At 61.1% G+C, this 21,086-nt stretch carries 22 protein-coding genes and 5 tRNA genes; 15 read left to right on the top strand and 12 right to left on the bottom strand.

The window, feature by feature from the left end; genetic code table 11:
- Together QEO92_RS08410 and QEO92_RS08415 are read left to right on the top strand one after the other, a co-directional pair.
- Positions 1–765 (top strand): DUF1028 domain-containing protein, encoded by a 765-nt coding sequence (locus QEO92_RS08410; RefSeq protein ID WP_227702701.1) that lies wholly within the window; start codon positions 1–3, stop codon positions 763–765.
- Positions 762–2,573, top strand: a complete 1,812-nt coding sequence (locus tag QEO92_RS08415) for an ABC transporter ATP-binding protein (protein WP_227702702.1) — start codon at positions 762–764, stop codon at positions 2,571–2,573. Before QEO92_RS08410 ends, QEO92_RS08415 begins: the two co-directional genes overlap by 4 nt.
- Positions 2,574–2,584: 11 nt before the next feature.
- On the opposite strand, the gene radC is transcribed toward QEO92_RS08415, so the two are convergent.
- Both radC and map read right to left on the bottom strand, forming a co-directional pair.
- Complete coding sequence (gene radC, locus QEO92_RS08420; protein ID WP_227702703.1) at positions 2,585–3,388, bottom strand: RadC family protein; 804 nt, start codon at positions 3,386–3,388, stop codon at positions 2,585–2,587.
- 2 nt (positions 3,389–3,390) lie between these two features.
- The gene (gene map / locus QEO92_RS08425) at positions 3,391–4,227 is read right to left on the bottom strand and encodes a type I methionyl aminopeptidase (protein WP_227702704.1); all 837 of its coding nucleotides are present in this window, start codon (positions 4,225–4,227) and stop codon (positions 3,391–3,393) included.
- A 178-nt stretch (positions 4,228–4,405) separates the two neighbouring features.
- Here map and QEO92_RS08430 point away from each other — a divergent pair, with 178 nt between their 5' ends.
- Both QEO92_RS08430 and QEO92_RS08435 read left to right on the top strand, forming a co-directional pair.
- Positions 4,406–4,654, top strand: a complete 249-nt coding sequence (locus tag QEO92_RS08430) for a type II toxin-antitoxin system Phd/YefM family antitoxin (RefSeq protein WP_227702705.1) — start codon at positions 4,406–4,408, stop codon at positions 4,652–4,654.
- Positions 4,644–4,925, top strand: a complete 282-nt coding sequence (locus QEO92_RS08435) for a type II toxin-antitoxin system RelE family toxin (protein WP_227702706.1) — start codon at positions 4,644–4,646, stop codon at positions 4,923–4,925. The genes QEO92_RS08430 and QEO92_RS08435 overlap by 11 nt, the downstream gene beginning before the upstream one ends.
- On the opposite strand, the gene sfsA is transcribed toward QEO92_RS08435, so the two are convergent.
- Both sfsA and QEO92_RS08445 read right to left on the bottom strand, forming a co-directional pair.
- On the bottom strand, positions 4,922–5,629 hold the full coding sequence (gene sfsA, locus QEO92_RS08440) for a DNA/RNA nuclease SfsA (RefSeq protein ID WP_227702707.1): 708 nt from the start codon (positions 5,627–5,629) through the stop codon (positions 4,922–4,924). The genes QEO92_RS08435 and sfsA overlap by 4 nt on opposite strands.
- Before the next feature lie 12 nt (positions 5,630–5,641).
- Positions 5,642–7,489: a PHA/PHB synthase family protein gene (locus QEO92_RS08445; protein WP_227702708.1), complete on the bottom strand. Its 1,848-nt coding sequence runs from the start codon at positions 7,487–7,489 to the stop codon at positions 5,642–5,644.
- Positions 7,490–7,613: 124 nt separating this feature from the next.
- Here QEO92_RS08445 and QEO92_RS08450 point away from each other — a divergent pair, with 124 nt between their 5' ends.
- The 5 genes from QEO92_RS08450 to recJ all read left to right on the top strand — a co-directional run bounded on the left by QEO92_RS08450 (position 7,614) and on the right by recJ (position 13,041).
- Positions 7,614–8,015: a hypothetical protein gene (locus tag QEO92_RS08450; protein ID WP_227702709.1), complete on the top strand. Its 402-nt coding sequence runs from the start codon at positions 7,614–7,616 to the stop codon at positions 8,013–8,015.
- A gap of 105 nt (positions 8,016–8,120) precedes the next feature.
- Positions 8,121–9,338 carry an LL-diaminopimelate aminotransferase gene (locus QEO92_RS08455; RefSeq protein WP_037155344.1) on the top strand — a complete coding sequence of 406 codons (1,218 nt, stop codon included), beginning with the start codon at positions 8,121–8,123 and terminating at the stop codon, positions 9,336–9,338.
- Between the two features lie 70 nt (positions 9,339–9,408).
- The gene (locus QEO92_RS08460; protein WP_227702710.1) at positions 9,409–10,731 is read left to right on the top strand and encodes a homoserine dehydrogenase; all 1,323 of its coding nucleotides are present in this window, start codon (positions 9,409–9,411) and stop codon (positions 10,729–10,731) included.
- 172 nt (positions 10,732–10,903) lie between these two features.
- Entirely contained in the window at positions 10,904–11,116 is a 213-nt protein-coding gene (locus QEO92_RS08465; RefSeq protein WP_037154881.1) for a hypothetical protein, read from the top strand.
- A gap of 92 nt (positions 11,117–11,208) precedes the next feature.
- Positions 11,209–13,041, top strand: a complete 1,833-nt coding sequence (recJ, locus tag QEO92_RS08470) for a single-stranded-DNA-specific exonuclease RecJ (protein ID WP_227702711.1) — start codon at positions 11,209–11,211, stop codon at positions 13,039–13,041.
- A 29-nt stretch (positions 13,042–13,070) separates the two neighbouring features.
- Here the strand turns inward: recJ and QEO92_RS08475 are convergent.
- The 5 genes from QEO92_RS08475 to gloA all read right to left on the bottom strand — a co-directional run bounded on the left by QEO92_RS08475 (position 13,071) and on the right by gloA (position 14,779).
- Positions 13,071–13,145, bottom strand: a tRNA-Glu gene (locus QEO92_RS08475).
- Positions 13,146–13,202: 57 nt separating this feature from the next.
- Positions 13,203–13,277 (bottom strand) — tRNA-Glu (locus QEO92_RS08480).
- A gap of 152 nt (positions 13,278–13,429) precedes the next feature.
- Positions 13,430–13,504, bottom strand: a tRNA-Glu gene (locus tag QEO92_RS08485).
- Positions 13,505–13,622: 118 nt separating this feature from the next.
- Complete coding sequence (locus QEO92_RS08490) at positions 13,623–14,141, bottom strand: hypothetical protein (RefSeq protein WP_227702712.1); 519 nt, start codon at positions 14,139–14,141, stop codon at positions 13,623–13,625.
- A 197-nt stretch (positions 14,142–14,338) separates the two neighbouring features.
- A complete protein-coding gene (gloA, locus tag QEO92_RS08495) occupies positions 14,339–14,779 on the bottom strand; it encodes a lactoylglutathione lyase (protein WP_037154890.1) in 441 nt (146 codons plus the stop codon).
- A gap of 196 nt (positions 14,780–14,975) precedes the next feature.
- On the opposite strand from gloA, the gene QEO92_RS08500 reads away from it, so the two are divergent.
- The 5 genes from QEO92_RS08500 (at position 14,976) to QEO92_RS08520 (ending at position 16,678) form a co-directional block, all read left to right on the top strand.
- Entirely contained in the window at positions 14,976–15,554 is a 579-nt protein-coding gene (locus tag QEO92_RS08500; protein WP_037154893.1) for a cold-shock protein, read from the top strand.
- Entirely contained in the window at positions 15,554–16,030 is a 477-nt protein-coding gene (locus QEO92_RS08505) for a DUF192 domain-containing protein (protein ID WP_227702713.1), read from the top strand. Before QEO92_RS08500 ends, QEO92_RS08505 begins: the two co-directional genes overlap by 1 nt.
- 91 nt (positions 16,031–16,121) lie before the next feature.
- Positions 16,122–16,198, top strand: a tRNA-Pro gene (locus QEO92_RS08510).
- 49 nt (positions 16,199–16,247) lie between these two features.
- Positions 16,248–16,553 carry an ETC complex I subunit gene (locus tag QEO92_RS08515; protein ID WP_227702714.1) on the top strand — a complete coding sequence of 102 codons (306 nt, stop codon included), beginning with the start codon at positions 16,248–16,250 and terminating at the stop codon, positions 16,551–16,553.
- Positions 16,554–16,601: 48 nt separating this feature from the next.
- A tRNA-Arg gene (locus QEO92_RS08520) sits at positions 16,602–16,678 on the top strand.
- Between the two features lie 74 nt (positions 16,679–16,752).
- On the opposite strand, the gene QEO92_RS08525 is transcribed toward QEO92_RS08520, so the two are convergent.
- A complete protein-coding gene (locus tag QEO92_RS08525) occupies positions 16,753–17,895 on the bottom strand; it encodes a glycosyltransferase (protein ID WP_227702715.1) in 1,143 nt (380 codons plus the stop codon).
- A 510-nt stretch (positions 17,896–18,405) separates the two neighbouring features.
- Between QEO92_RS08525 and QEO92_RS08530 the strand changes: the two genes are divergently transcribed.
- Positions 18,406–19,068, top strand: a complete 663-nt coding sequence (locus QEO92_RS08530) for a hypothetical protein (RefSeq protein ID WP_227702716.1) — start codon at positions 18,406–18,408, stop codon at positions 19,066–19,068.
- A gap of 52 nt (positions 19,069–19,120) precedes the next feature.
- Here the strand turns inward: QEO92_RS08530 and QEO92_RS08535 are convergent, their stop codons facing one another.
- Positions 19,121–19,894 (bottom strand): amino acid ABC transporter ATP-binding protein, encoded by a 774-nt coding sequence (locus QEO92_RS08535; RefSeq protein ID WP_227702717.1) that lies wholly within the window; start codon positions 19,892–19,894, stop codon positions 19,121–19,123.
- A 30-nt stretch (positions 19,895–19,924) separates the two neighbouring features.
- Positions 19,925–21,082: an amino acid ABC transporter permease gene (locus QEO92_RS08540; protein WP_227702718.1), complete on the bottom strand. Its 1,158-nt coding sequence runs from the start codon at positions 21,080–21,082 to the stop codon at positions 19,925–19,927.
- Positions 21,083–21,086: the final 4 nt, after the last annotated feature.

A 21,086-nucleotide genomic window follows, 5' to 3' on the forward strand; every position in this document is an offset into this window, starting at 1 on the left:
ATGACATGGTCGATCGTCGCGCGCGACCCGCAAACGGGTCATCTGGGGATTGCCGTCGCGAGCCGCTTCTTCGCCGTCGGCGCCGCCGTGCCGCATATCAGGGGAAGGGTGGGCGCGGTCGCCACCCAGGCCTTCGTCAGTCCGCTCTACGGTACGGACGGGCTGAAGCTGCTCGAAGAGGGAAAGTTGCCGGAAGAGATCGTCGGGACGCTGACGGCCCGCGACGACGGGCGGCGGCAGCGCCAGTTCCACCTGATCGACGCGAGCGGCCGCAACGCCGCCTATACCGGCGAGAACTGCGTCGACTGGGCCGGCCATCTGGTGGACGACAATGTGTCCGTCGCCGGCAACATGCTGGCCGGGCCTGAGGTGATCGCCGAGACGCTGCGCGTCTATAAGGAGAGGGCGGCGGCCGGCGCGCCGCTTGCCGAACGGCTGCTCGATGCCATGGATGCGGGCGAGGCGGCCGGCGGTGACAAGCGGGGCAAGCAATCCGCCGCCATGGTTATCTATCGCGACCAGGATTATCCGTGGCTGCGCATCCACGCCGACGATCATACCGATCCGCTTCGTGAACTGCGGCGGCTCTACGCGGTGGCGCAGGAGCGTTACCTGCATGTCGCCGAGACCATGCCGACTCGCGAGAACCCGCACGGCATGATCGACCGCCGTGTGATCGACGAGAAGATCGCAGCGCTTGAAGCCGCCCGCGAGGCGGAAGGCCGCCCCTCCGCCTCCTTTGCCACGCCCTGGAAGCCCCAATGAGCGAAACACCCGTCCTTTCCGTCAAGAACCTCACGACCTCCTTCCTGGTCGACGGCGAATGGAAGAGCGTCGTGCGCGACGTCTCCTTCGACGTCGGCCCCGGCGAAACGGTGGCGATCGTCGGGGAATCCGGCTCCGGCAAGAGCGTCACATCGCTCTCGATCATGCGGCTGCTTTCGCCGGGTTCGAGCCGCATCGAGGGAAAGATCCTGCTGGCCGGCAAGAACCTGCTGGCGCTCTCCGAGAAGGAGATGCGCGGCGTGCGCGGCAACGACGCCTCGATGATCTTCCAGGAGCCGATGACTTCGCTCAACCCGATCTTCACCATCGGTCGGCAGATCTCGGAAGTGCTGACCCGCCACAAGGGCCTGTCGAAACACGAGGCGCGCGCCGAGACGGTGCGGCTTCTGGAAAAGGTGCGCATTCCGAACGCCTCGGCGCGCTTCGACGATTACCCGCACCAGTTCTCCGGCGGCATGCGCCAGCGGGTGATGATCGCCATGGCGCTCGCCTCCAGGCCGAAACTGCTCATCGCCGACGAACCGACAACGGCGCTTGATGTCACCATCCAGGGACAGATCCTCGATCTGATCAAGGTGCTGCAGGAAGAAGAGGGCATGTCCGTCCTCTTCATCACGCACGATATGGGCGTCGTCGCCGAGATCGCCGACCGCACCATCGTCATGTATCGCGGCGAGGCGGTGGAGAGCGGCCCGACGGAGGAAATCTTCCACCGCGGCAAGCACCCCTATACGCGCGCACTTCTCTCCGCCGTGCCGCGGCTCGGCTCGATGCGGAACCGCAAATGGCCGACCCGTTTCCCGGTTGTCGATGTTTCGACCGGCGAAGCGGCCGAACCCGCCGAGGTCGCGGGCACCGTCGATACGCGCAAGACGCCGGTCCTTGCCGTCAGGAACCTCGTCACCCGCTTTCCGATCCGCTCCGGCCTCTTCGCGCGCCAGACCGGTGCGGTGCATGCGGTCGAGAACATTTCCTTCGATCTCTTTCAGGGTGAGACGTTGTCACTGGTCGGTGAATCCGGCTGCGGCAAGTCGACGACCGGTCGCTCCATCATGCGGCTGATCGAGCCGACCGGCGGCGAGGTGGCGCTCGACGGTTACGACGTGCTGCATCTCGACCAGGTTGGTCTGCGCAACATGCGCAAGACGATCCAGATGATCTTCCAGGATCCGTTTTCATCGCTCAACCCGCGCATGACGGTAGGCCAGGCGATTGCCGAGCCGTTCATCAAGCACAGGCTCGGGACGGCGAAGCAGGCGAGGGAGAAGACCGCCGACCTCTTGCGCAAGGTGGGGCTTTCACCCGACATGGCGAGCCGCTATCCGCACGAATTCTCCGGCGGCCAGCGGCAGCGCATCGCGATCGCCCGGGTGCTGTCGCTCGACCCGAAGGTGATCGTGGCGGACGAAAGCGTCTCGGCGCTCGACGTGTCGATCAAGGCGCAGGTCTGCAACCTTTTGCTCGACCTGCAGCAGAGCCTGAACCTCGCCTTCCTGTTCATCTCCCATGACATGGCGGTGGTGGAGCGGGTGAGCCACCGGGTGGCGGTGATGTATCTCGGCGAGATCGTCGAGATCGGCCCGCGGGCGGCGGTCTTCGAGAACCCGCAGCATCCCTATACGAAGAAGCTGATGGCTGCCGTTCCGGTGCCGGACCCGGCGCGGCGCGGCATCCGCCGCGGCATTTCCAACGAGGAACTGAAGAGCCCCGTGCGCCCGATGGATTACCGGCCGCCGAAGCGGGAATATCGTGAGGTTTCCGAAGGCCACCTGGTGCAGGTGGCCTAACGTCCGGGAAATCAGATCAGCCTGAGGCCTTTCAGGCTCACATGCCCGTCCTTGCCGATGATGATGTGGTCGTGCACCGTGATCCCGAGCGGCTTCGCCGTATCGATGATCGTCTTCGTCATGTCGATATCGGCGCGCGAGGGCGTCGGGTCGCCGCTCGGATGGTTGTGGACCAGAATGATGGCGGTGGCGGAAAGCTCCAGCGCCCGGCGCACCACTTCGCGCGGATAGACCGGCGTGTGGTCGACCGTGCCGTGACCCTGCACCTCGTCGGCGATCAGCGCATTGCGCTTGTCGAGAAAGAGGATGCGGAACTGCTCGCGGGATTCGTAGGCCATGGCGGCATGGCAATAATCGATGACCGATGACCAGGAGGAGAGCACCTGCTTGCCGCGCAACTCGCTTTTCAGCATCCGCTGGCCGACAGTCGCGACGAGCTTGAGGTCCAGTGCTACGGCCTCACCGACGCCCTTGACCTCCTGCAGCAGCGCCGGCGGCGCACCGAAGACCCCGGCCAGCGTCCCGAAACGATCGATCAGGGCCTTGGCGATCGGCTTGGTGTCGCGCCGCGGGATCAGCCGGAAGAGCAGCAGTTCGAGGACTTCGTAATCGGCGAGTGCTGTGTCGCCATGGTCGCGGTATTTGGTGCGCAGTCGCTCGCGATGGCCATGGTAATGGGCGCTCGGCTCTTCCTTGTCCAGAGCCGTCGATTTCCTGATGGCTTTCGGCTTGGAAAGCTGTTCGGCGAAAAAGCCGCGCTCGTCCTCGATGAAGGACGCCTGATCGTCCGGCGGAGAGGCCGAGCGGTTCGCCATGGCTACCTCGAAAGCGGCGGCAGGCCCGGCCGGTCGAGACCCGCGGGCGACAGCGTAAAGACCTCGCAGCCTGTGGCCGTCACGCCGACGGCATGCTCGTATTGCGCCGAAAGCGAGCGGTCGCGGGTAACCGCCGTCCAGCCGTCGGAAAGCACTTTCACATGCGGTTTGCCGAGATTGATCATCGGCTCGATCGTGAAGATCATGCCTTCCTTCATTTCCGGGCCTTCATCGGCGCGGCCGTAATGCAGGATGTTTGGCGAGTCATGGAAAAGCCGTCCGACGCCATGGCCGCAGAAATCGCGCACCACCGAGCAGCGTTCGCCTTCCGCATAGGTCTGGATCGCTTCACCGATCGCGCCGGTGCGCGCGCCTGGGCGGACGGCCGCGATGCCGCGCATCAGGCATTCATAGGTGACTTCGAGCAGGCGCTCGGCGGCGCGCTTGATCTGTCCGACAGGATACATGCGGCTCGAATCCCCGTGCCAGCCATCCAGGATATAGGTGACGTCGATATTGACGATGTCGCCTTCGCGCAGCGGCTTGTCATCCGGCATGCCGTGGCAGACGACGTGGTTGATCGAGGTGCAGACCGAATATTTGTAGCCGCGATAATTCAGCGTGGCAGGCAGGGCACCATGATCCATGCCGAACTCAAAGACGAAGCGGTCGATTGCACTGGTGGTGACGCCGGGCTTGACGATCGACGCGAGTTCGTCAAGGCAGCGTGCCGTGAGCAGGCAGGCCTTGCGCATGCCGGCAAAGTCTTCCGGAGTATAGAGACGGATCGCGCCCGTGTTCTTAAGAGGGGCGGAAACCGCCTCGATGTAGTTGACCATGGTTCTTCTCTCGCAATTCCTCCGTTCATAAAGCAGCAGGACAGGGTTCGTCCATCGGGTTCAGCGAATCGTGAGCGGTTTGTTGGCGGCGATGTGGATTGATCGCACTGAAAGAGCCTTTTAAAGTGCTGTTTAGCGCTCTATATAAGGAGCGGATTGATATACGAAAGAGAGAGCCATGGTTAGCGTTGTCCTTGCCGAAGTGACAGCCAGCGTATCGGAACTGAAGCGCAATCCAATGGGAACCGTCGCCGCAGGCGAGGGAGCCCCGGTCGCCATCCTGAACCGCAACGAGCCGGCCTTTTATTGCATTCCCGCCAAGGCTTACGAAGTCATGATGGATAGGCTCGAAGACCTTGAACTCAATGCGCTGGCGGACAGCCGGGCAGGGGAAGCCGTCGTCAAGGTGACGCTGGATGAGCTATGAGCTCGCCTTTCTCGACGTTGCTTTGAAGGAGTGGCGAAAGCTCGACGCCAATATCCGCGATCAATTCAGGAAGAAGCTTGCCGAGCGGCTTGAAAATCCGCGCGTGCCCTCCGCCCAGCTTTACGGCGCCAAGGACCGCTACAAGGTCAAGCTCAGAAGCGCCGGTTATCGTCTCGTCTACGAGGTCCGCGATGCGCAACTGATCGTGCTAGTGATCGCAGTTGGCCGGCGTGACCGGAATGCCGTCTACAAGGCGGCCGAGAAGCGTTAACCGAGACCGTCGACCGGAATCAGTCCCGAAGGGACGATCTCTTCGGGCGAAACGCGGCAGCGGACCGCATAGGCTTCGACGCCGCGGGATTTTGCCCGCTCGAAGGCCAGGGCATAGAGCGGGTCGAGGTCGGCGCAGATCGAAAAGCGCGTGCAATCGTGCCGCTGGATCAGGTAGATCATCACCGCCCGGTGACCGGCTTCCGCCATGTCGCCCAGTTCCTCCAGATGCTTGGCGCCGCGCTTGGTCACGGTATCGGGGAATTCGGCCAATCCGGTTTCCCGCATGAAATGGACGTTCTTCACTTCGACATAGGCATCCGGCAGGCCATCCCCGGAGAGCAGGAAATCGATGCGCGAATTGCGGCCATAGCGCTGTTCGCGCAAAATCGCCCCGTAGCTGGCGAGGCTCGGGATAAGACCGGCGCGGATTGCCTCCTCTGCAAGCCGGTTCGGCAGGCCGGTATTGATGCCGACCGTTTCGCCATCCACCTCGATCATCTCGAACATGTGCCGGTATTTGCGGGTCGGGCTGTCATGCATCGACACCCAGATACGTGAACCCGGAGCCGTCAGCCCACGCATCGAGCCGGTATTGGGGCAGGAGCCGGTAAACGGCGTGCCGTCCTCTGCGACCGCATCGAAGAGGAAGCGCTTGTAGCGCTGCAAAAGGGTCGCGGGAACGAGCGGCGGATTAAAGCGCATGGCGAAGGGCGGTCAGATGCGGGCAAGCACATAGGTGCCGGGCGCGTCGGCAATCGCGTTGAGTGCCGAGCCGCCGGGCTTGCGGGCCGGGACTTGGGCGTCGTCCTTCGCCTCGATCCATTGATGCCAGTGCGGCCACCAGGACCCCTTGCTCTCCTCAGCCTTGGCAAACCAATCCTCGAAATCTCCCTTCACCTTGCCGCCCGTCCAGTATTGGTACTTCTGTTTGTCGGGCGGATTGACGACGCCGGCGATATGGCCGGAGCCGGTCAGCACGAAATCGACAGGTCCGCCGAACAGCGAAGAGCCGAGGAAGACGGATTTCGGCGGCGCGATATGATCCTCGCGGGTTGCGAGATTGTAGACCGGGATCTTGATGTCCTTGAGGGAAACCAACTTGCCGCCGAGCTTCATCTCACCCTTGCTCAGATTGTTGCTGAGATAGCAGTTGCGCAGGTAATAGGCATGGTTGGCGGCTGCCATCCTGGTCGAATCGGAATTCCAGTAGAGCAGATCGAAGGGCGGTGGCTCCTGGCCCCTGAGGTAGTTGTTGACGACATAGGGCCAGATGAGTTCGGAAGCGCGCAGCATGTTGAAGGCGGTTGCCATCTTCGAACCTTCGAGAAAGCCGGCCGCATCCATCTGCTTTTCGATCGCAGCAATCTGTTCCTCGTCGACGAAAACCTTCAGATCGCCCGCATGGGTGAAATCCACCTGCGTCGTGAGGAAGGTCGCGGAAGCGATCCGGCGGTTCTTCTGCTTTGCGTGATAGGCAAGCGTGGCGGCGAGGAGCGTACCGCCGACGCAATAGCCGACCGCGTTCACCTGTTTCTCGCCGGTCGCCTTTTCGATCGTGGTGAGCGCGAAATCGATCCCCTCGCGCATGTAGGATTCCCAATCCTTCCTGGCGTGCCGCTCGTCCGGGTTGACCCAGGAGATGACGAAGACAGTGTGGCCCCGGTCGACGCACCACTTGATGAAGCTCTTCTGCGGGTTGAGATCGAGAATGTAGAACTTGTTGATCCAGGGCGGCACGATCATCAACGGCCGTTTCAGCACGGTCTCGGTCGAAGGTTCGTATTGCAGGATTTCGCAGATATCGCTTTGGGCGATGACCTTGCCCGGCGTGAGCGCCAGATTGTGGCCGATGGCGAACTTGGTCGCGTCCGTATGGCGCAGCCTCAGTTCCCCGCCGCCGGCGGCGATGTCTTCGGCGAGCATCTTCATGCCGGCTACGAGGTTGGCGCCGCTGGTTGCGATCGTCTCGCGATAGACTTCCGGGTTGGTGAGCGCGAAATTGACCGGCGAAAGAGCCGACGTGATCTGCTTCACGTAGAAAGCGGCCTTATGTCTGGTGTGTTCGTCCAATCCCTCGGCGTCACTGACCAGCTTTTCTGCCCAGGAGGCGGTGACCAGATAGACCTGCTTCAAAAAGGCGAAGAACGGGTTCTTCACCCAGTCGGGATCGGCAAAACGCTTGTCGTTGGGCAACATTTCCGGCGCGAGTTCGACCGGCTGGCCGGAGAACCGGCTCAAGCTGCGCATCCAGATGCCCATGTAGCTCGAGAAAAGCAGCGTCTGCGCTTCCAGCGTCCGCTTCGGATCGGAGATCCAGTATTCCGTCACTTTCGAGAGCGTCTTCACGAGATCGGTCATCGGGTCGGCGGCCGAATCGACGATCTCGCCACTCTCTCGGGGCTTGAGCCATTCCGACGCCGCCTTGCCGAGATTCTCCAGCGCCCGAGCGACATTCATCGCAAGCGCGTGCGGGTCCCTGACCATATAGGCCTCGACCGATTTGGGATCGAAGCCCGGAAATTCCTGTCCCGTGCCGCCCTTATCCTCGGTCTTTTCCGTCACGCACGGCCTCCCAGCGAATTCTCGTTTGTTTTCGTTTGTACATTGTGCCCGAAAGCGAATACAAGTGCCAGCGATCGGCGCGTTCAGGTAGATATATTGCCGGCACGAAAACTGGGTTACGGAAATGGAAAAACTGAGGCATGGAATCGTCGGCATACCGCTATGGGTGGGTCTTGGCGCACTGCCTCTTTTGACCGGCTGCAACAGCCAGAGCTTCGCGCTCGACGACGGCATTCCCAACACGCCGCCGCCCGCCGTCGTCGCCCAGTCCAGCACCTCGCCGGCGCCCGGTCCGCTCGTCAAGAAAAACACCGGCATCTATCCCACCTTCGCCCCGACTCTGACGGCTGCCGCAGAGCAGATCGAAGATGACGATTACCATAAGAGCGAGCCGCGGCTTGCCGCACTGGCCCGCGCCCGCAGGACCGGCTCGATCTCGGAAGCCGAGTATCAGCGACGCGTCGCCGAATATCGCAAGCTCGCTGCCGAGCACGGCAACGACGCCTTGGCCAACATCGCCAAATAGCGCTTGCGTTTCGGCCCGTTTGGCCGCAAATCACAAATCGTCTAGGATGCGCCACGAAGCAGCGCAATGAGGCCTGCTTTCCGCATCTATTTTTTCGAGGGAGCCATGGAAGAGTTTCATAAAGTCCGGCGTCTGCCGCCCTACGTTTTCGAACAGGTCAACCGTTTGAAGGCGAGCGCGCGAGCGGGTGGCGCCGACATTATCGATCTCGGCATGGGCAATCCCGATCTTCCAACGCCGAAAGCGATCGTCGACAAGCTGTGCGAAGTGGTGCAGGACCCGCGCACGCACCGCTATTCGTCTTCCAAGGGTATTCCGGGCCTGCGCCGCGCCCAGGCCGCCTATTACGCCCGCCGGTTCGGCGTCAAGCTGAACCCTGAGACCCAGGTCGTCGCGACGCTGGGCTCCAAGGAAGGCTTTGCCAATATGGCGCAGGCGATCACCGCGCCAGGCGACGTGATCCTCTGCCCGAACCCGACCTATCCGATCCATGCCTTTGGCTTCCTGATGGCGGGCGGCGTGATCCGCTCCATGTCGGTCGAGCCGGACGACAGTTTCTTCCCGCCGCTCGAACGCGCCGTGAAGCATTCGATCCCGAAACCGCTGGCGCTGATTCTCAACTATCCGTCCAACCCGACGGCACATGTGGCATCGCTCGATTTCTACAAGGAAGTGGTGAGCTTCGCGAAGAAGCACGACATCATCGTGCTGTCGGATCTGGCCTATTCGGAAATCTACTTCGAAGGCGAGCCGCCGCCGTCCGTGCTGCAGGTGCCGGGCGCGATGGATATCGCCGTCGAATTCACCTCCATGTCGAAGACCTTCTCCATGCCCGGCTGGCGCATGGGTTTTGCCGTCGGCAACGAGCGCCTGATCTCCGCATTGACGCGGGTGAAATCCTATCTCGACTACGGCGCCTTCACGCCGATCCAGGTGGCCGCTACCCACGCGCTGAACGGCGACGGTTCCGACATTGCGGAGGTCCGCAACATCTACAAGCGCCGCCGCGACGTGATGGTCGAGAGTTTCGGCAAGGCCGGTTTCGAAGTGCCGCCGCCGGCTGCGACCATGTTCGCATGGGCGAAGATCCCGGAAAAATTCCGCCACCTCGGTTCGCTGGAGTTTTCGAAGCTTCTTGTCGAGAAAGCGGATGTCGCGGTCGCGCCGGGCGTCGGTTTCGGCGAAATGGGCGACGACTACGTCCGTCTGGCGCTCGTCGAGAACGAGCATCGTATCCGCCAGGCCGCGCGCAACATCAAGAAGTTCCTGTCGACGGCGGATGACACGATGCACAACGTCATCTCGCTCAATACGCGCCGCTGATCGGATTTCTTTAGCATGAGGCGGGTCCCCGTGGTCCGCCTCCTCCTCCCCAGGAACCAGGAAGAATAGCATGTCAGATGCCCTCAAAGTCGGGATTGCGGGTCTCGGCACCGTTGGTGCCTCGCTCGTCCGGATCATCCAGAATCGCGCGAACGAACTCGCCGTCACGTGCGGCCGTGCGATCGAGATCACGGCCGTGACGGCCCGCGACCGCAATCGCGACCGGGGCATCGACATTTCCGGCATCGCCTGGTTCGATACACCGGAAAAACTGGCAGCAGAAGCCGATATCGACGTCTTCGTGGAACTGATGGGCGGCGCCAATGGACCGGCCGCGAACTCCGTCCGGGCGGCGCTGGAGCGGGGTCTCCATGTGGTGACCGCCAACAAGGCGCTGCTCGCCGCCTCCGGCGTGGAACTCGCGAAGATCGCCGAGGAAAAGGGCGCGCTCCTCAATTTCGAGGCGGCGGTCGCCGGCGGCATTCCGGTCATCAAGGCGCTGCGCGAATCCCTGACGGGCAATACCGTCTCGCGCGTCTACGGCATCATGAACGGCACCTGCAACTACATCCTGACCCGTATGGAGAAGGAGGGCCTGTCCTTTGCCGACTGCCTCAGGGAAGCGCAGCGTCTGGGCTACGCCGAAGCCGATCCGGCCTTCGACATCGAAGGCAACGACACGGCCCACAAGCTTGCCATCCTCACGACGCTGGCCTTCGGCTCCGAAATCGCCGCCGACGAAATCTATCTCGAAGGCATCACCAATATCTCGATCGAGGACATCCGCGCCGCGTCCGATCTCGGTTACCGCATCAAGCTGCTCGGCGTTGCACAAAAGACCGAGAGCGGCATAGAGCAGCGCGTGCATCCGACCATGGTGCCGCACGACACGGTGATTGCGCAGGTCGACGGCGTCACCAATGCGGTGGCGATCGAATCCGATATCCTTGGCGAGTTGCTGATGGTTGGCCCCGGTGCCGGCGGCAATGCGACGGCATCCGCCGTATTGGGCGATATCGCCGATATCGCCAAGAGCCGTCCGGGCGCGCAACGCGTGCCGGTGCTGGGCACGCCGGCTGCATCGCTCGCTCCCTACAAGCGCGCGCGCATGCGCAGCCACGAGGGCGGCTATTTCATCCGCCTGACGGTGGCCGACCGCACCGGCGTCTTCGCCTCGATCGCGACGCGCATGGCGGAAAACGCCATCTCGCTCGAATCGATCGTGCAGCGCGCAACACCGGAAGCCGGCGACGACAGCCCCAAGACGATCATCCTCGTCACCCATGCGACGACCGAGGCTTCGATCCGCAAGGCGGTCGATGCGATCAAGACGGAAAGCTATCTCGTCGGGGAGCCTCAGGTGATCCGCATCGAGCGGCCTAAAGCCTTCTAGGATTTCAGGAAAATGGCCGGCTTCCTTGCCGGCCTTTTTATGCGCGGAAGGGACGGTATGGTCCTGAACCCGCCGTCAAAAAAGCAGGCTTTATGAGGATTTCAAGACTAGCCGGGCGAGGTTCCCGGGCGTAGATTGTCAGGTGTAATCACCATCGCGAGGAGGCGCTTGCGTGATCACCATGAACACTGGGAAAAAGGCCTACCGGCTGGGAATTGGTGGAGCCGTCGACAAGTCGATGGGTTCGCGGACCTTGCATCTGGTCCATGCAAACGATCAAGCGAGTGACGATTTCGAAGGGCGCGGGAATTGGAGCTTCATGCTCGTCTTCTTTGCGGCCCTGATAGGCTTGGCCGCGTGTGCGATAATCTGGTTCTCGCTCTGAGAGCTCACAATAAATTCAGGAGAGGACGCAATCCACACGATGGTTCGGTAGGGTGGATTACTGTTTCTCCTCGAATGCGCTAAAAGCGATCGATGACCAGACTCATCTCCGCGCTTTCGTCGGCGGCGGAAACGGTTGATCCCGTCCCGCGCGCATTCCTGGGTGTTGAACGCTCTGCAAGCGATCAGCGCTGGGTATCGCGTCTCGACCAGGCGGCGCAAAACAGGGCGCTCGCGATTGCCCAGATCCATGGCATCCCCGATCTTGTTGCCCGCGTTCTGGCAGGGCGCGGTGTTACGCTCGACGATGCTCCGGCCTTCCTCGATCCGACCATCCGTTCGCTGATGCCGGAGCCCTTCACCCTGACAGATTGCGAAAAGGCGGTGAACCGTCTGGCCGATGCCATCGCAAGGCGCGAGAAGGTAGCGATCTTCGGTGATTACGACGTCGATGGCGCCGCCTCTTCCGCGCTCCTCTATCGCTTCCTCCGGCATTTCGGCGTCGACGCGGAAATCTACATCCCGGACCGCCTCTTCGAGGGCTACGGCCCCAATCCGACGGCGATCCGCCAGTTGATCGCCAACGGTGCAGGACTCATCGTCACCGTCGATTGCGGCTCCACCAGCCATGATGCGCTCGCTGCCGCCCGCGACGAAGGCTGCGACGTCGTGGTCATCGACCACCACCAGCTCGGCCACGAACTGCCCCCATGCCTGGCGCTCGTTAATCCCAACCGCGAGGATGATCTTTCCGGCCAGGGCCACCTCTGCGCCGCCGGTGTGGTTTTCATGGTGCTCGTAGCCGCCGCGCGCCTTCTGCGTGAGCGTGGCGATCCGCGCGCAAAGTCGCTCGACCTGCTCGCCTGGCTGGACATCGTGGCGCTCGCGACCGTCTGCGACGTGGTGCCGCTCAAGGGCCTCAATCGCGCCTATGTGGTCAAGGGGCTGCTTGCCGCGCGCCATATGGGCAATGCAGGCCTCGCAGCACTTTTTCGCAAGGCTGGGCTTGGCGGGCCGGTGACGCCCTATCACATGGGTTTCCTCGTCGGTCCGCGTATCAATGCCGGTGGCCGCATCGGCGATGCGGCGCTGGGCAGTCGTCTGCTGACGCTGGACGACGCGGTCGAGGCCGAAGAGATCGCCGGTCGGCTGGATGAGCTCAACCGCGAGCGGCAGGCGATGGAGGCGGCCATGCTCGCTGAAGCGGAAGCCGAAGTGCTTGCCGAATACGGAACGGGCGAGGGCGCGTCAGTGCTGGTGACGGCAAGCGAGAAATGGCACCCCGGCATCGTCGGACTGATCGCCGCGCGACTGAAGGAGAAGTTCAGGCGTCCGGCCTTTGCGATCGCTTTCGATCCGTCCGGCAAGGGGATGGGATCCGGCCGCTCGATCAACGGTTTTGACATGGGTCGTATGGTTCGGGCCGCCGTCGACGCTGGCCTGCTCGTCAAGGGCGGTGGCCATGCCATGGCGGCGGGCCTGACGGTCGATCGGGCCAATCTCGGGCGTCTGCGCGCCTTCTTCGAGGAAATGGCGGGCGAAAGCGTGCCGGGCCTCGTCGCCAACCATGTGCTGAAGATCGATGGCGCTCTGTCGGCTTCCGGTGCGACGCTGGAGCTTTTCGATATGCTCGAACAGGCTGGCCCCTATGGCTCCGGCCATGCCCAGCCGGTCTTTGCGATCCCCGCCCATCGGCTGAAGGATGCGCGGTTGGTCGGCACGGCGCATATCAAGGTGACGCTGGAGGCGGTGGACGGCTCGAGGATTGAAGGAATCGCTTTCCGCGCCGCTGAGACGCCGCTCGGAAACATGCTGCTCAATTCGCGAGGAAGCCAGATCCACGCCGCCGGTTGCCTGAGCGCCGACCACTGGCAGGGCAACCGCCGGATCCAGCTCCGCCTGCTCGACGCGGTAAAAGCGGTATAAACGCGATCAGTTCATTTTGAAGAGGGAAGTGGTACGCCCAACGGGACTCGAACCCGTGTTACCGCCGTGAGAGGGCGGCGTCCTGACCGCTAGACGATGGGCGCCTGCTGCTGACGATCAGCACCATACTATGAAAAAGATGGAATGCAAAAAATGCTGGATGGCACGCCCTAGGGGAGTCGAACCCCTCTTTCCAGAATGAAAATCTGGCGTCCTAACCGATAGACGAAGGGCGCGTGCGGTGAGCGCCCTTATAGTGAGGGTGCTGACTTCCCGCAAGCGCAAAAATGCACTTTTTCCACTTGGCGGACGCAAAAAAATGGCGCGCGCAAATGCCGCCGGCGATCAGCAGATAGGGAAGCAAAAACAAAAACTTGGGAGAAGGAAGTGGCACGCCCTAGGGGAGTCGAACCCCTCTTTCCAGAATGAAAATCTGGCGTCCTAACCGATAGACGAAGGGCGCGTGCGGTGAGCGATCTTATAGAGAGGTGATTTCTTTCCCGCAAGCGCCAAAACCATCTTTTTTGCAAAAAAATGACAGGTGTCGTGCGGTCGAATTTAGGGACAAAAATAGCGTCGAATCAGCAAGTTAACGGATTGCCCTGCGGATCGGTGCCGCATGTCGCGGCAGGAACGGCCTGCTGAAGACCGAAGAGGCTTGCGGTTGTGGCGTTGAAATTACGCCTTGGCAGTTCGGCCGGAACCGGACCGCTGGCAGACGGGGAGGTGGAAGGCGCGGAAGCCGGCGGATTGGACGAGAAGATCGTGCTGCTGCCGGCACGGATGGCTGTCGGCTGGGTCGCGAGGCCGGCGATAGAGGAGGGCTGCGGAGCGGTGGGAGCGACCGGAAAACCGCTCTCGTTCGGCGACGCGGTGGACGCGGGAGGAGTTTGCGCCTGGGCTTGTTGCTTTCCCGAAGCCTTGGAGATCACCGGATCGACATAGCGGTTCGAAGCGATGGTTCCGCCTTTGGCGAGAATCCCCTTGGCGCTCGCCGGCTTTGTCGTTTCAGGCTGCGATATGCCTGCTTCGGCGGTTTCCTTCGTCGTGGTGCAGCCGCTCAGCAACAAGGCGGAAACGGATGCAGCAGCCAGCGCCATGCGGATGCTCGAAGAAGAGAAAGGCATTTTTGGCAAGGGAAGCCCCGTCAGCTCGCGTCGAATCGTGATTTGGAGCATCTCCCGGAAGTGCCGGGTGGACAAGCCGTGTGAGGCCGGCGCGCGAGTGTCGGGTCAGCTTGAGGCAAGGTTGGGTGAGGACCGGCGCGGCGATTTGAAGAGCGCCGCGCCGGAGGGAATTACCATGTGCCGATATTTGGCATCGACGCCCAGGGCTCGGCGACCGGCAGGTTCTCGCCCTTCTGGAGGAGTTCGATGGAAATGCCGTCGGGAGACTTGACGAAGGCCATGCGGCCCTCGCGTGGCGGGCGGTTGATGGTGATGCCGTTATCCTGCAGATGCTTGCAGAAGTCGTAGATGTTGTCGACTTCATAGGCGAGGTGACCGAAATTGCGCCCGCCCGTATAGTCTTCGGTGTCCCAGTTATAGGTAAGCTCGATGCAAGGCGCGAGATTTTTCTCGGCAGCCTGGAGGTCGTCTGACGCGGCGAGGAAAACCAGAGTGAAACGGCCTTTTTCGTTTTCGCTGCGCCGAATCTCCTTCAACCCGAAAACAGTTGTATAGAAATGAAGCGAAGCATCCAGGTCTTTCACCCGGACCATGGTATGAAGATAACGCATTATGATGTCTCCCTCCGATGAATGCCGTACGGATATGGCGCAGACGTCAGCCTGGAGCAAGCCACCCTGAATAGAGATGAAGGTGGATAAAGCCAAGACGGGGACTTGCGCTGGACGGTTAGCGGGATGTTAATCTATCCTTCGGGAATCAGTTAAACCGTCACGTCGTAACGCGTAATCGAGGGGCCGACAGGATATGGCAGACAGGATGTCATCGAAGGGCGTTGCCGGTTTCGAGGAGCTCTCGGGTGAGCCGGTTGAGCTGATCGAGATCACCGGCGTCGTAAAGTGGTTCGACGTGGCCAAGGGATTCGGCTTCATCGTTCCCGATAACGGCATGCAGGATGTTCTCCTGCACGTGACCTGCCTCAGGCGCGACGGTTACCAGACGATCCTTGAGGGGACCCGCATCGTGGCGATGATCCAGAAGCGGGATCGTGGCTACCAGGCCTTCCGTATCCTCTCCATGGATCAGTCGACCGCCGTGCATCCCTCGCAGCTTCCGCCGGTTCGCACGCACGTACAAGTGACTGCTACCAGCGGGCTCGAACGCGCCTTGGTTAAATGGTTCAACCGCACCAAGGGTTTCGGCTTCCTGACGCGCGGCGAGGGGACAGAAGATATTTTCGTGCATATGGAGACGCTACGGCGCTTCGGCCTCACCGAATTGCGCCCCGGCCAGGTGGTCCTGGTCCGCTACGGGCCTGGCGACAAAGGCCTGATGGCCGCCGAAATTCATCCCGACAATCCCAATCCTGTGAGTCGGTCACACTGATGCGTATTTCGTTGAAAGTTATCAAAAGCGCCCTTGCGGCGCTTTTTCTGCTCCTGGCGGGGGCAGCGATCGCGCAGGAGATGACGTTCCCGCGCGACGAGCTTTCGATCAGGACGGCGGCTGGCGAGACTCACAGGCTTTCGATCGAGTTGGCGGTCACCGACGCGCAGCGGCAGCATGGCCTGATGTATCGCAAGGAAATGGCGCCGGATCACGGCATGCTGTTCGACTTTGGCCAGGCTCGGCGGGTTTCCATGTGGATGGAGAACACCGTTCTCGCCCTCGACATGCTGTTCCTCCAGGGGGACGGCACGATTTCCCATATCAAGGAGAACGCCGTGCCCTTCTCGCGGGATATCATCGATTCGCAGGGACCGGTGAAATTCGTGCTGGAGATCAATGCCGGCCGGGCGAAGGCGCTTGGCATAAAGGTGGGCGACAAGGCGGTCGGCAAGCGCATCGGCAATCAGTGGTGATCCCCACTTAACTTTTCCTTTGATGGGCTAAGGCCTTATTTTGATGTTGCGACACAAAAAGGAACCGTGTATCTCGCAGTCAACGTAGGAACGGAGTGTAGCGCAGTCTGGTAGCGCATCTGGTTTGGGACCAGAGGGTCGGGAGTTCGAATCTCTCCACTCCGACCACGCTTTCAGGCGAGGCTTGCGCCGGTCCAGTCCATGGAGCGTCACAGGAATGTCCGCAAAGATCTATCGCCCCGCAAAAACCGCTATGCAGTCCGGCAAGGCCAAGACCCATCTCTGGGTCTTGGAATTCGATCAGGAACAGCCGCGCCGCATTGATCCGATTCTCGGTTATACGTCTTCCGGCGATATGAAACAGCAGTTGCGGCTGACTTTTGAGACCCGGGAACAGGCGGAAGCCTATGCCAAGCGTGAAGGTATCGAATACCGGGTGATCCAGCCGAAGGACCCGGCCCGCCAGGTCGTTTCGTACACCGACAATTTTCGCTTCAACCGCGTCCAACCCTGGACACACTGATTTCGCGGTCCGGCCACAGGCATTGTGATGCCGGACGCTGTCGGGATCGGCCCCTTAGCTCAACTGGATAGAGCAGCTGCCTTCTAAGCAGCAGGTCGCAGGTTCGAGTCCTGCAGGGGTCGCCATCTTTCACTGGTGTCCATTCCTGAAGGATAGGTATCCTTCGGTGACATTCCCAAGATGCCGAACATGCCGAACGTCACGCCGCCGAAGGCGTGTTCAGTTCTGACCCTTCAGTGCCGATTGTCATCGTACTGCCGCGCCACTCGAACGAGCCGCCGATCCAGCTCCTAAGCCAGATCGCGGGCATCATGATGTCGCGCACCATCATTGCGGCGAAGGATGCAAGCGAAACAGGCCAGTTCTTCGCCAGAGCGAGGCCAAATTCCGGGAGATAGGTGGCGAGGAGAACTGCGACTGCGACGGCGGTCGCGCTGACATCGGCTATCAGAGCGGCGGCAATTCCAAAAAGGAGCGGCGGCAGGCTGCCGAGCAGGATTTCGGGTGCAAAATAGGCGGGAAATGTGACACGGCGGAGCCTCGCCCATCGGCTCTGGCGGCCCCAGATTTCGGCGAGGTTGCGTCGACCGAGCGGCTGCTCGAAAGGCGAAGCAACAAGATGGACCTTTCGTCCGATCCCGTGGACCAGCTTCGTGGCGGCAGCATCTTCCGCTATCTCCGCCGCCAGTGCTTCAATGCCGCCCTCGGCATTGAGCATCGGCTTGTACCAAAGCATGCTCTTGCCCTGGGCGAAACCAAACCCGACGGCCTCCCCGGCATATTGCCACCTGGCCTGATGCGTATTGAGAAACACGCATTCGACCTTGGCCCAGAAACCGTCCGGCCGCGAACCGAGAGGTGTCGAACAGACAACGCCGGTGTCTTTTCGCCAGCCGGCCATGAGGTGCTGCACGTAGTCGGGCGGCATGAGTACGTTCGAGTCGGCCAATATGACCCAGTCGTTTGTCGCTGCGCGCCATCCTTTGACACAGTTGTTCAGCTTCGGATTGGCGCTTATGCGGTCGTCGCCGATGAGGATGCGTGCAGGAACCGCGGGATGGGCCGCAATCGCATCCTGAATCTTGGAGACAACCGGATCCCGTTCGTCCGCAACGCAAAAGATCAGCTCATAATGTGGCCAGTCGAGCGCGAAGGCATGCGCGAGCGTCAAGGAGGTAAAATTCTCGATCCCGCAGGCAGGGATGACGATCGATGCGGGAGGTTGTTTGGGAAGGGATGGAGCCGCAGAACCGCTCGGCGAGAGCCGCCGTGCTGCGATGATTATGCTGACGAGATTGACGAGCAGGAAGGCTATCGCAGCGATGGCAAGGTAGTATTCCATTCACGATCACTCCAATGCGGCTTCGTGCAATCACTCGAAGGTAATGTGTAGTGATGTCGATTCGGCGGGCTTTGGCACCGAGGACAGCATTGTCATGCGTCAGTTCGATGACAGTTGATCGTCAACTGGCGCATCGGCCCGAAAATCGAAATCAATTGTCAAAAAAGCACGATGCGCCGGCCAAGGAAGGGGATGCCAGAATTTGTTCCTGGACTGAAAGACGCCATCTCTGGAACTCTGTTGCGGTTCGGACACAAGCACCTACAGCAAGGCCGAGATGCCTGCTGCACTGCCCAAAATCGCATTCTTGCCGCATTATGGCTTCCGATGCGTCGCATTTATTCATATACTGTTCATGTTCGCTTCGAGGCGAAAGTCGAAGCGATGATTCGCACAGCCGATCGGGGTGAAAACTGCCCCTCATATTCGAAATTGCGTGTGGCAGCGATGAAGGCTGCAATCCCAGCGTACCAGATGTTTTATGGGCCTTCGAAGTAGGGATTGTTATTCATGAACGTTAAGACTCTTGCTGCCGGTTTGGCGGCACTGATGAGTGCGGCCTTTTGGGGCACCGGTTCCGCATCTGCGGACGACAAGCCACTGATTTGGAAACCTTCCAAGACGTCCGATACCAGCTATTCGGTCAAGCTGGGCCTGAAGTTGCCGTCGCGGCTTGAGCCGGAGGCTGGCGTCTCGATGAGAGTGAACACCACGAAAAGCGGCGCACCTGTCGATACGCCCATCAAGTTCTGGAGCAATTTCACGGCCGAGAAGATTGAAATGCCTGCCTATCAGATGAACCGCGGCGTCGGCGTCAATCTCGATGGCAGCAGTGGCAGCGCGGCGATCACCATGAATTATTATGAGAAGGAGATCGTAACGCCGACGATCGATATCGAGAGGCGGAGCAGTTACGGCATGCGTTATGACGGCGCGTCCGGCGAATGGTGTGGCCTCGATGCCAGCCAGTCCGTGCGGCTGTCGCACGGGCCAAGTGGTATGGCGGTCATTGGTCGAGCGTCCGGCACCAATGGTTTCAAGGTCGTCGGCGCCGGCATCGGCGTTGAAAAGAATTTCGGCAGGCATATGACGATCAGTGGCGCGCTCGATCGAACGTCGGATGCGCCCGATCCCGTTGCCAGCGTCAACGCCCGCTATTCATTCAAATGGTGAAATAAAAACGGGGCGCTGACACGCCCCGTATCGCCAAGGCCGGATGGAATGCTCAGTGCAGGATCTGGCTGAGGAAGAGCTTTGTGCGCTCGTGCTGCGGATTGTCGAAGAACTCCGCTGGCGAGTTCTGTTCGACGATCTGCCCCTGGTCCATGAAGATGACGCGGTTTGCCACCTGGCGCGCGAAGCCCATTTCATGGGTGACGCAGAGCATGGTCATGCCCTCTTCGGCGAGGCCCACCATCGTATCGAGAACTTCCTTGACCATTTCCGGATCGAGCGCCGACGTCGGTTCGTCGAACAGCATGATCTTCGGCTTCATGCAGAGCGAGCGGGCAATCGCCACGCGCTGCTGCTGGCCGCCGGAGAGCTGGCCCGGATATTTGTTGGCCTGTTCCGGGATCTTGACGCGCCGCAGATAATGCATCGCGATCTCTTCGGCCTCCTTCTTCGGCATCTTGCGGACCCAGATCGGCGCGAGCGTGCAGTTCTCAAGGATCGTCAGATGCGGGAAGAGGTTGAAGTGCTGGAATACCATGCCGACTTCGCGGCGCACTTCGTCGATTTTCTTCAGATCGTTGGTAAGTTCGATGCCGTCGACGATGATCGAGCCGGACTGGTGTTCCTCCAGCCGGTTGATGCAGCGGATCATCGTCGACTTGCCGGAGCCGGACGGGCCGGCGATGACGATGCGCTCGCCGCCCATGACCTTGAGATTGATGTCGCGCAGCACGTGGAAGTCGCCGTACCACTTGTTCATCTTGATGATTTCGACGGCGATGTCGGTGGTGGAGACAGTCAGTTTCTTGAGTTGGGCTTCAGCCATTTTTATCCCCTTGTGTTTCCTTCGCGGCGATTACCGCGTGTGGCTCGTATCGAGATGCCGTTCCATGAAGGCGGAATAGCGCGACATGCCGAAACAAAATAGCCAGAAGATGAAGCCTGCGAAAATGAGGCCGGTGATCGGCGTGACCGGCGTGATCCAGGTCGTGTCGGTGAAGTTGAGCCGCACGATGCCGAGCAGATCGAACATGCCGATGATCGATACGAGCGAAGTATCCTTGAACAGGCCGATGAAGGTGTTGACGATGCCCGGAATGACGAGCTTGACCGCCTGCGGCAGGATGACCAGCCGCATCTTCTGCCAATAGCTCAGGCCCAGCGAATCGGCCCCTTCCGACTGGCCCTTCGGGATCGCCTGCAGACCGCCGCGGATGACTTCGGCCATATAGGCGGACGCGAAGATCGCCACACCGACGAGAGCGCGCAGAAAATTGTCGATCGTCCAGCCGGTCGGCAGGAACAGCGGCAGCATCACGTTCGCCATGAAGAGAACGCTGATCAGCGGCACGCCGCGGATGATCTCGATGAAGCCGACGCAGAACATGCGGATCACCGGCATGTTTGAGCGGCGTCCGAGCGCAAGCAGGATGCCGACCGGGAGTGATACCGCGATCCCCACGAAGGAGAGGATAAGGGTCACCATCAGTCCGCCCCAGAGCGGTGTTTCCACTTCTCTGAGACCAAAGATGTTGCCGTGCAGGAGGAAGAAGGCGACGATCGGGAAGACGACGAAGAAGAGCAGGGCATTGAGACCCTTGCGCGGCACTTTCGGAATCAGCATCGGCACGAGCAGCGCCACGAACAGGATCGCCACGAGCATCGGCCGCCAGCGTTCGTCTATCGGGTAGCGGCCGAACATGAACTGCTGGAAGCGGTCACCCACGAAGGCCCAGCAGGCGCCTTTCCAGCCGTCCGGCTGGATACCTCCCTGGACGATCGTCGTGCAGACGCTCCGGTCGGAGCCCGACCAGACGGCATCGAAGAACAGCCATTCGAGCATGCCGGGCACGGTCCACAGCAGGAGGGCTGCGGCGATCACCGTCAGCGCGGTATCCTTCGGCGTTGCAAGCAGATTGGTCCTGATCCAGCCTGAGATGGTCTTGGTGCTGAGCGGGGCGGGTTCCGGCCCCAGCATTTCGGTGCGGACGTAGGCGAGGTTTTTCGGATTCATGGCC

Origin of the sequence: Neorhizobium petrolearium (assembly GCF_029854435.1) — a bacterium.
Lineage (GTDB): Bacteria > Pseudomonadota > Alphaproteobacteria > Rhizobiales > Rhizobiaceae > Neorhizobium > Neorhizobium petrolearium.

What these genes read in the sequence shown, in the direction of transcription:
- QEO92_RS08410 (WP_227702701.1), top strand. Translation starts at nt 1, where the DNA reads ATGACATGGTCGATCGTCGCGCGCGACCCGCAAACGGGTCATCTGGGG.
- QEO92_RS08415 (WP_227702702.1), top strand. Translation starts at nt 762, where the DNA reads ATGAGCGAAACACCCGTCCTTTCCGTCAAGAACCTCACGACCTCCTTC.
- radC (WP_227702703.1), bottom strand. Translation starts at nt 3,388, where the DNA reads ATGGCGAACCGCTCGGCCTCTCCGCCGGACGATCAGGCGTCCTTCATC.
- map (WP_227702704.1), bottom strand. Translation starts at nt 4,227, where the DNA reads ATGGTCAACTACATCGAGGCGGTTTCCGCCCCTCTTAAGAACACGGGC.
- QEO92_RS08430 (WP_227702705.1), top strand. Translation starts at nt 4,406, where the DNA reads ATGGTTAGCGTTGTCCTTGCCGAAGTGACAGCCAGCGTATCGGAACTG.
- QEO92_RS08435 (WP_227702706.1), top strand. Translation starts at nt 4,644, where the DNA reads ATGAGCTATGAGCTCGCCTTTCTCGACGTTGCTTTGAAGGAGTGGCGA.
- sfsA (WP_227702707.1), bottom strand. Translation starts at nt 5,629, where the DNA reads ATGCGCTTTAATCCGCCGCTCGTTCCCGCGACCCTTTTGCAGCGCTAC.
- QEO92_RS08450 (WP_227702709.1), top strand. Translation starts at nt 7,614, where the DNA reads ATGGAAAAACTGAGGCATGGAATCGTCGGCATACCGCTATGGGTGGGT.
- QEO92_RS08455 (WP_037155344.1), top strand. Translation starts at nt 8,121, where the DNA reads ATGGAAGAGTTTCATAAAGTCCGGCGTCTGCCGCCCTACGTTTTCGAA.
- QEO92_RS08460 (WP_227702710.1), top strand. Translation starts at nt 9,409, where the DNA reads ATGTCAGATGCCCTCAAAGTCGGGATTGCGGGTCTCGGCACCGTTGGT.
- recJ (WP_227702711.1), top strand. Translation starts at nt 11,209, where the DNA reads ATGACCAGACTCATCTCCGCGCTTTCGTCGGCGGCGGAAACGGTTGAT.
- QEO92_RS08490 (WP_227702712.1), bottom strand. Translation starts at nt 14,141, where the DNA reads ATGGCGCTGGCTGCTGCATCCGTTTCCGCCTTGTTGCTGAGCGGCTGC.
- gloA (WP_037154890.1), bottom strand. Translation starts at nt 14,779, where the DNA reads ATGCGTTATCTTCATACCATGGTCCGGGTGAAAGACCTGGATGCTTCG.
- QEO92_RS08500 (WP_037154893.1), top strand. Translation starts at nt 14,976, where the DNA reads ATGGCAGACAGGATGTCATCGAAGGGCGTTGCCGGTTTCGAGGAGCTC.
- QEO92_RS08505 (WP_227702713.1), top strand. Translation starts at nt 15,554, where the DNA reads ATGCGTATTTCGTTGAAAGTTATCAAAAGCGCCCTTGCGGCGCTTTTT.
- QEO92_RS08515 (WP_227702714.1), top strand. Translation starts at nt 16,248, where the DNA reads ATGTCCGCAAAGATCTATCGCCCCGCAAAAACCGCTATGCAGTCCGGC.
- QEO92_RS08525 (WP_227702715.1), bottom strand. Translation starts at nt 17,895, where the DNA reads ATGGAATACTACCTTGCCATCGCTGCGATAGCCTTCCTGCTCGTCAAT.
- QEO92_RS08530 (WP_227702716.1), top strand. Translation starts at nt 18,406, where the DNA reads ATGAACGTTAAGACTCTTGCTGCCGGTTTGGCGGCACTGATGAGTGCG.
- QEO92_RS08535 (WP_227702717.1), bottom strand. Translation starts at nt 19,894, where the DNA reads ATGGCTGAAGCCCAACTCAAGAAACTGACTGTCTCCACCACCGACATC.
- QEO92_RS08540 (WP_227702718.1), bottom strand. Translation starts at nt 21,082, where the DNA reads ATGAATCCGAAAAACCTCGCCTACGTCCGCACCGAAATGCTGGGGCCG.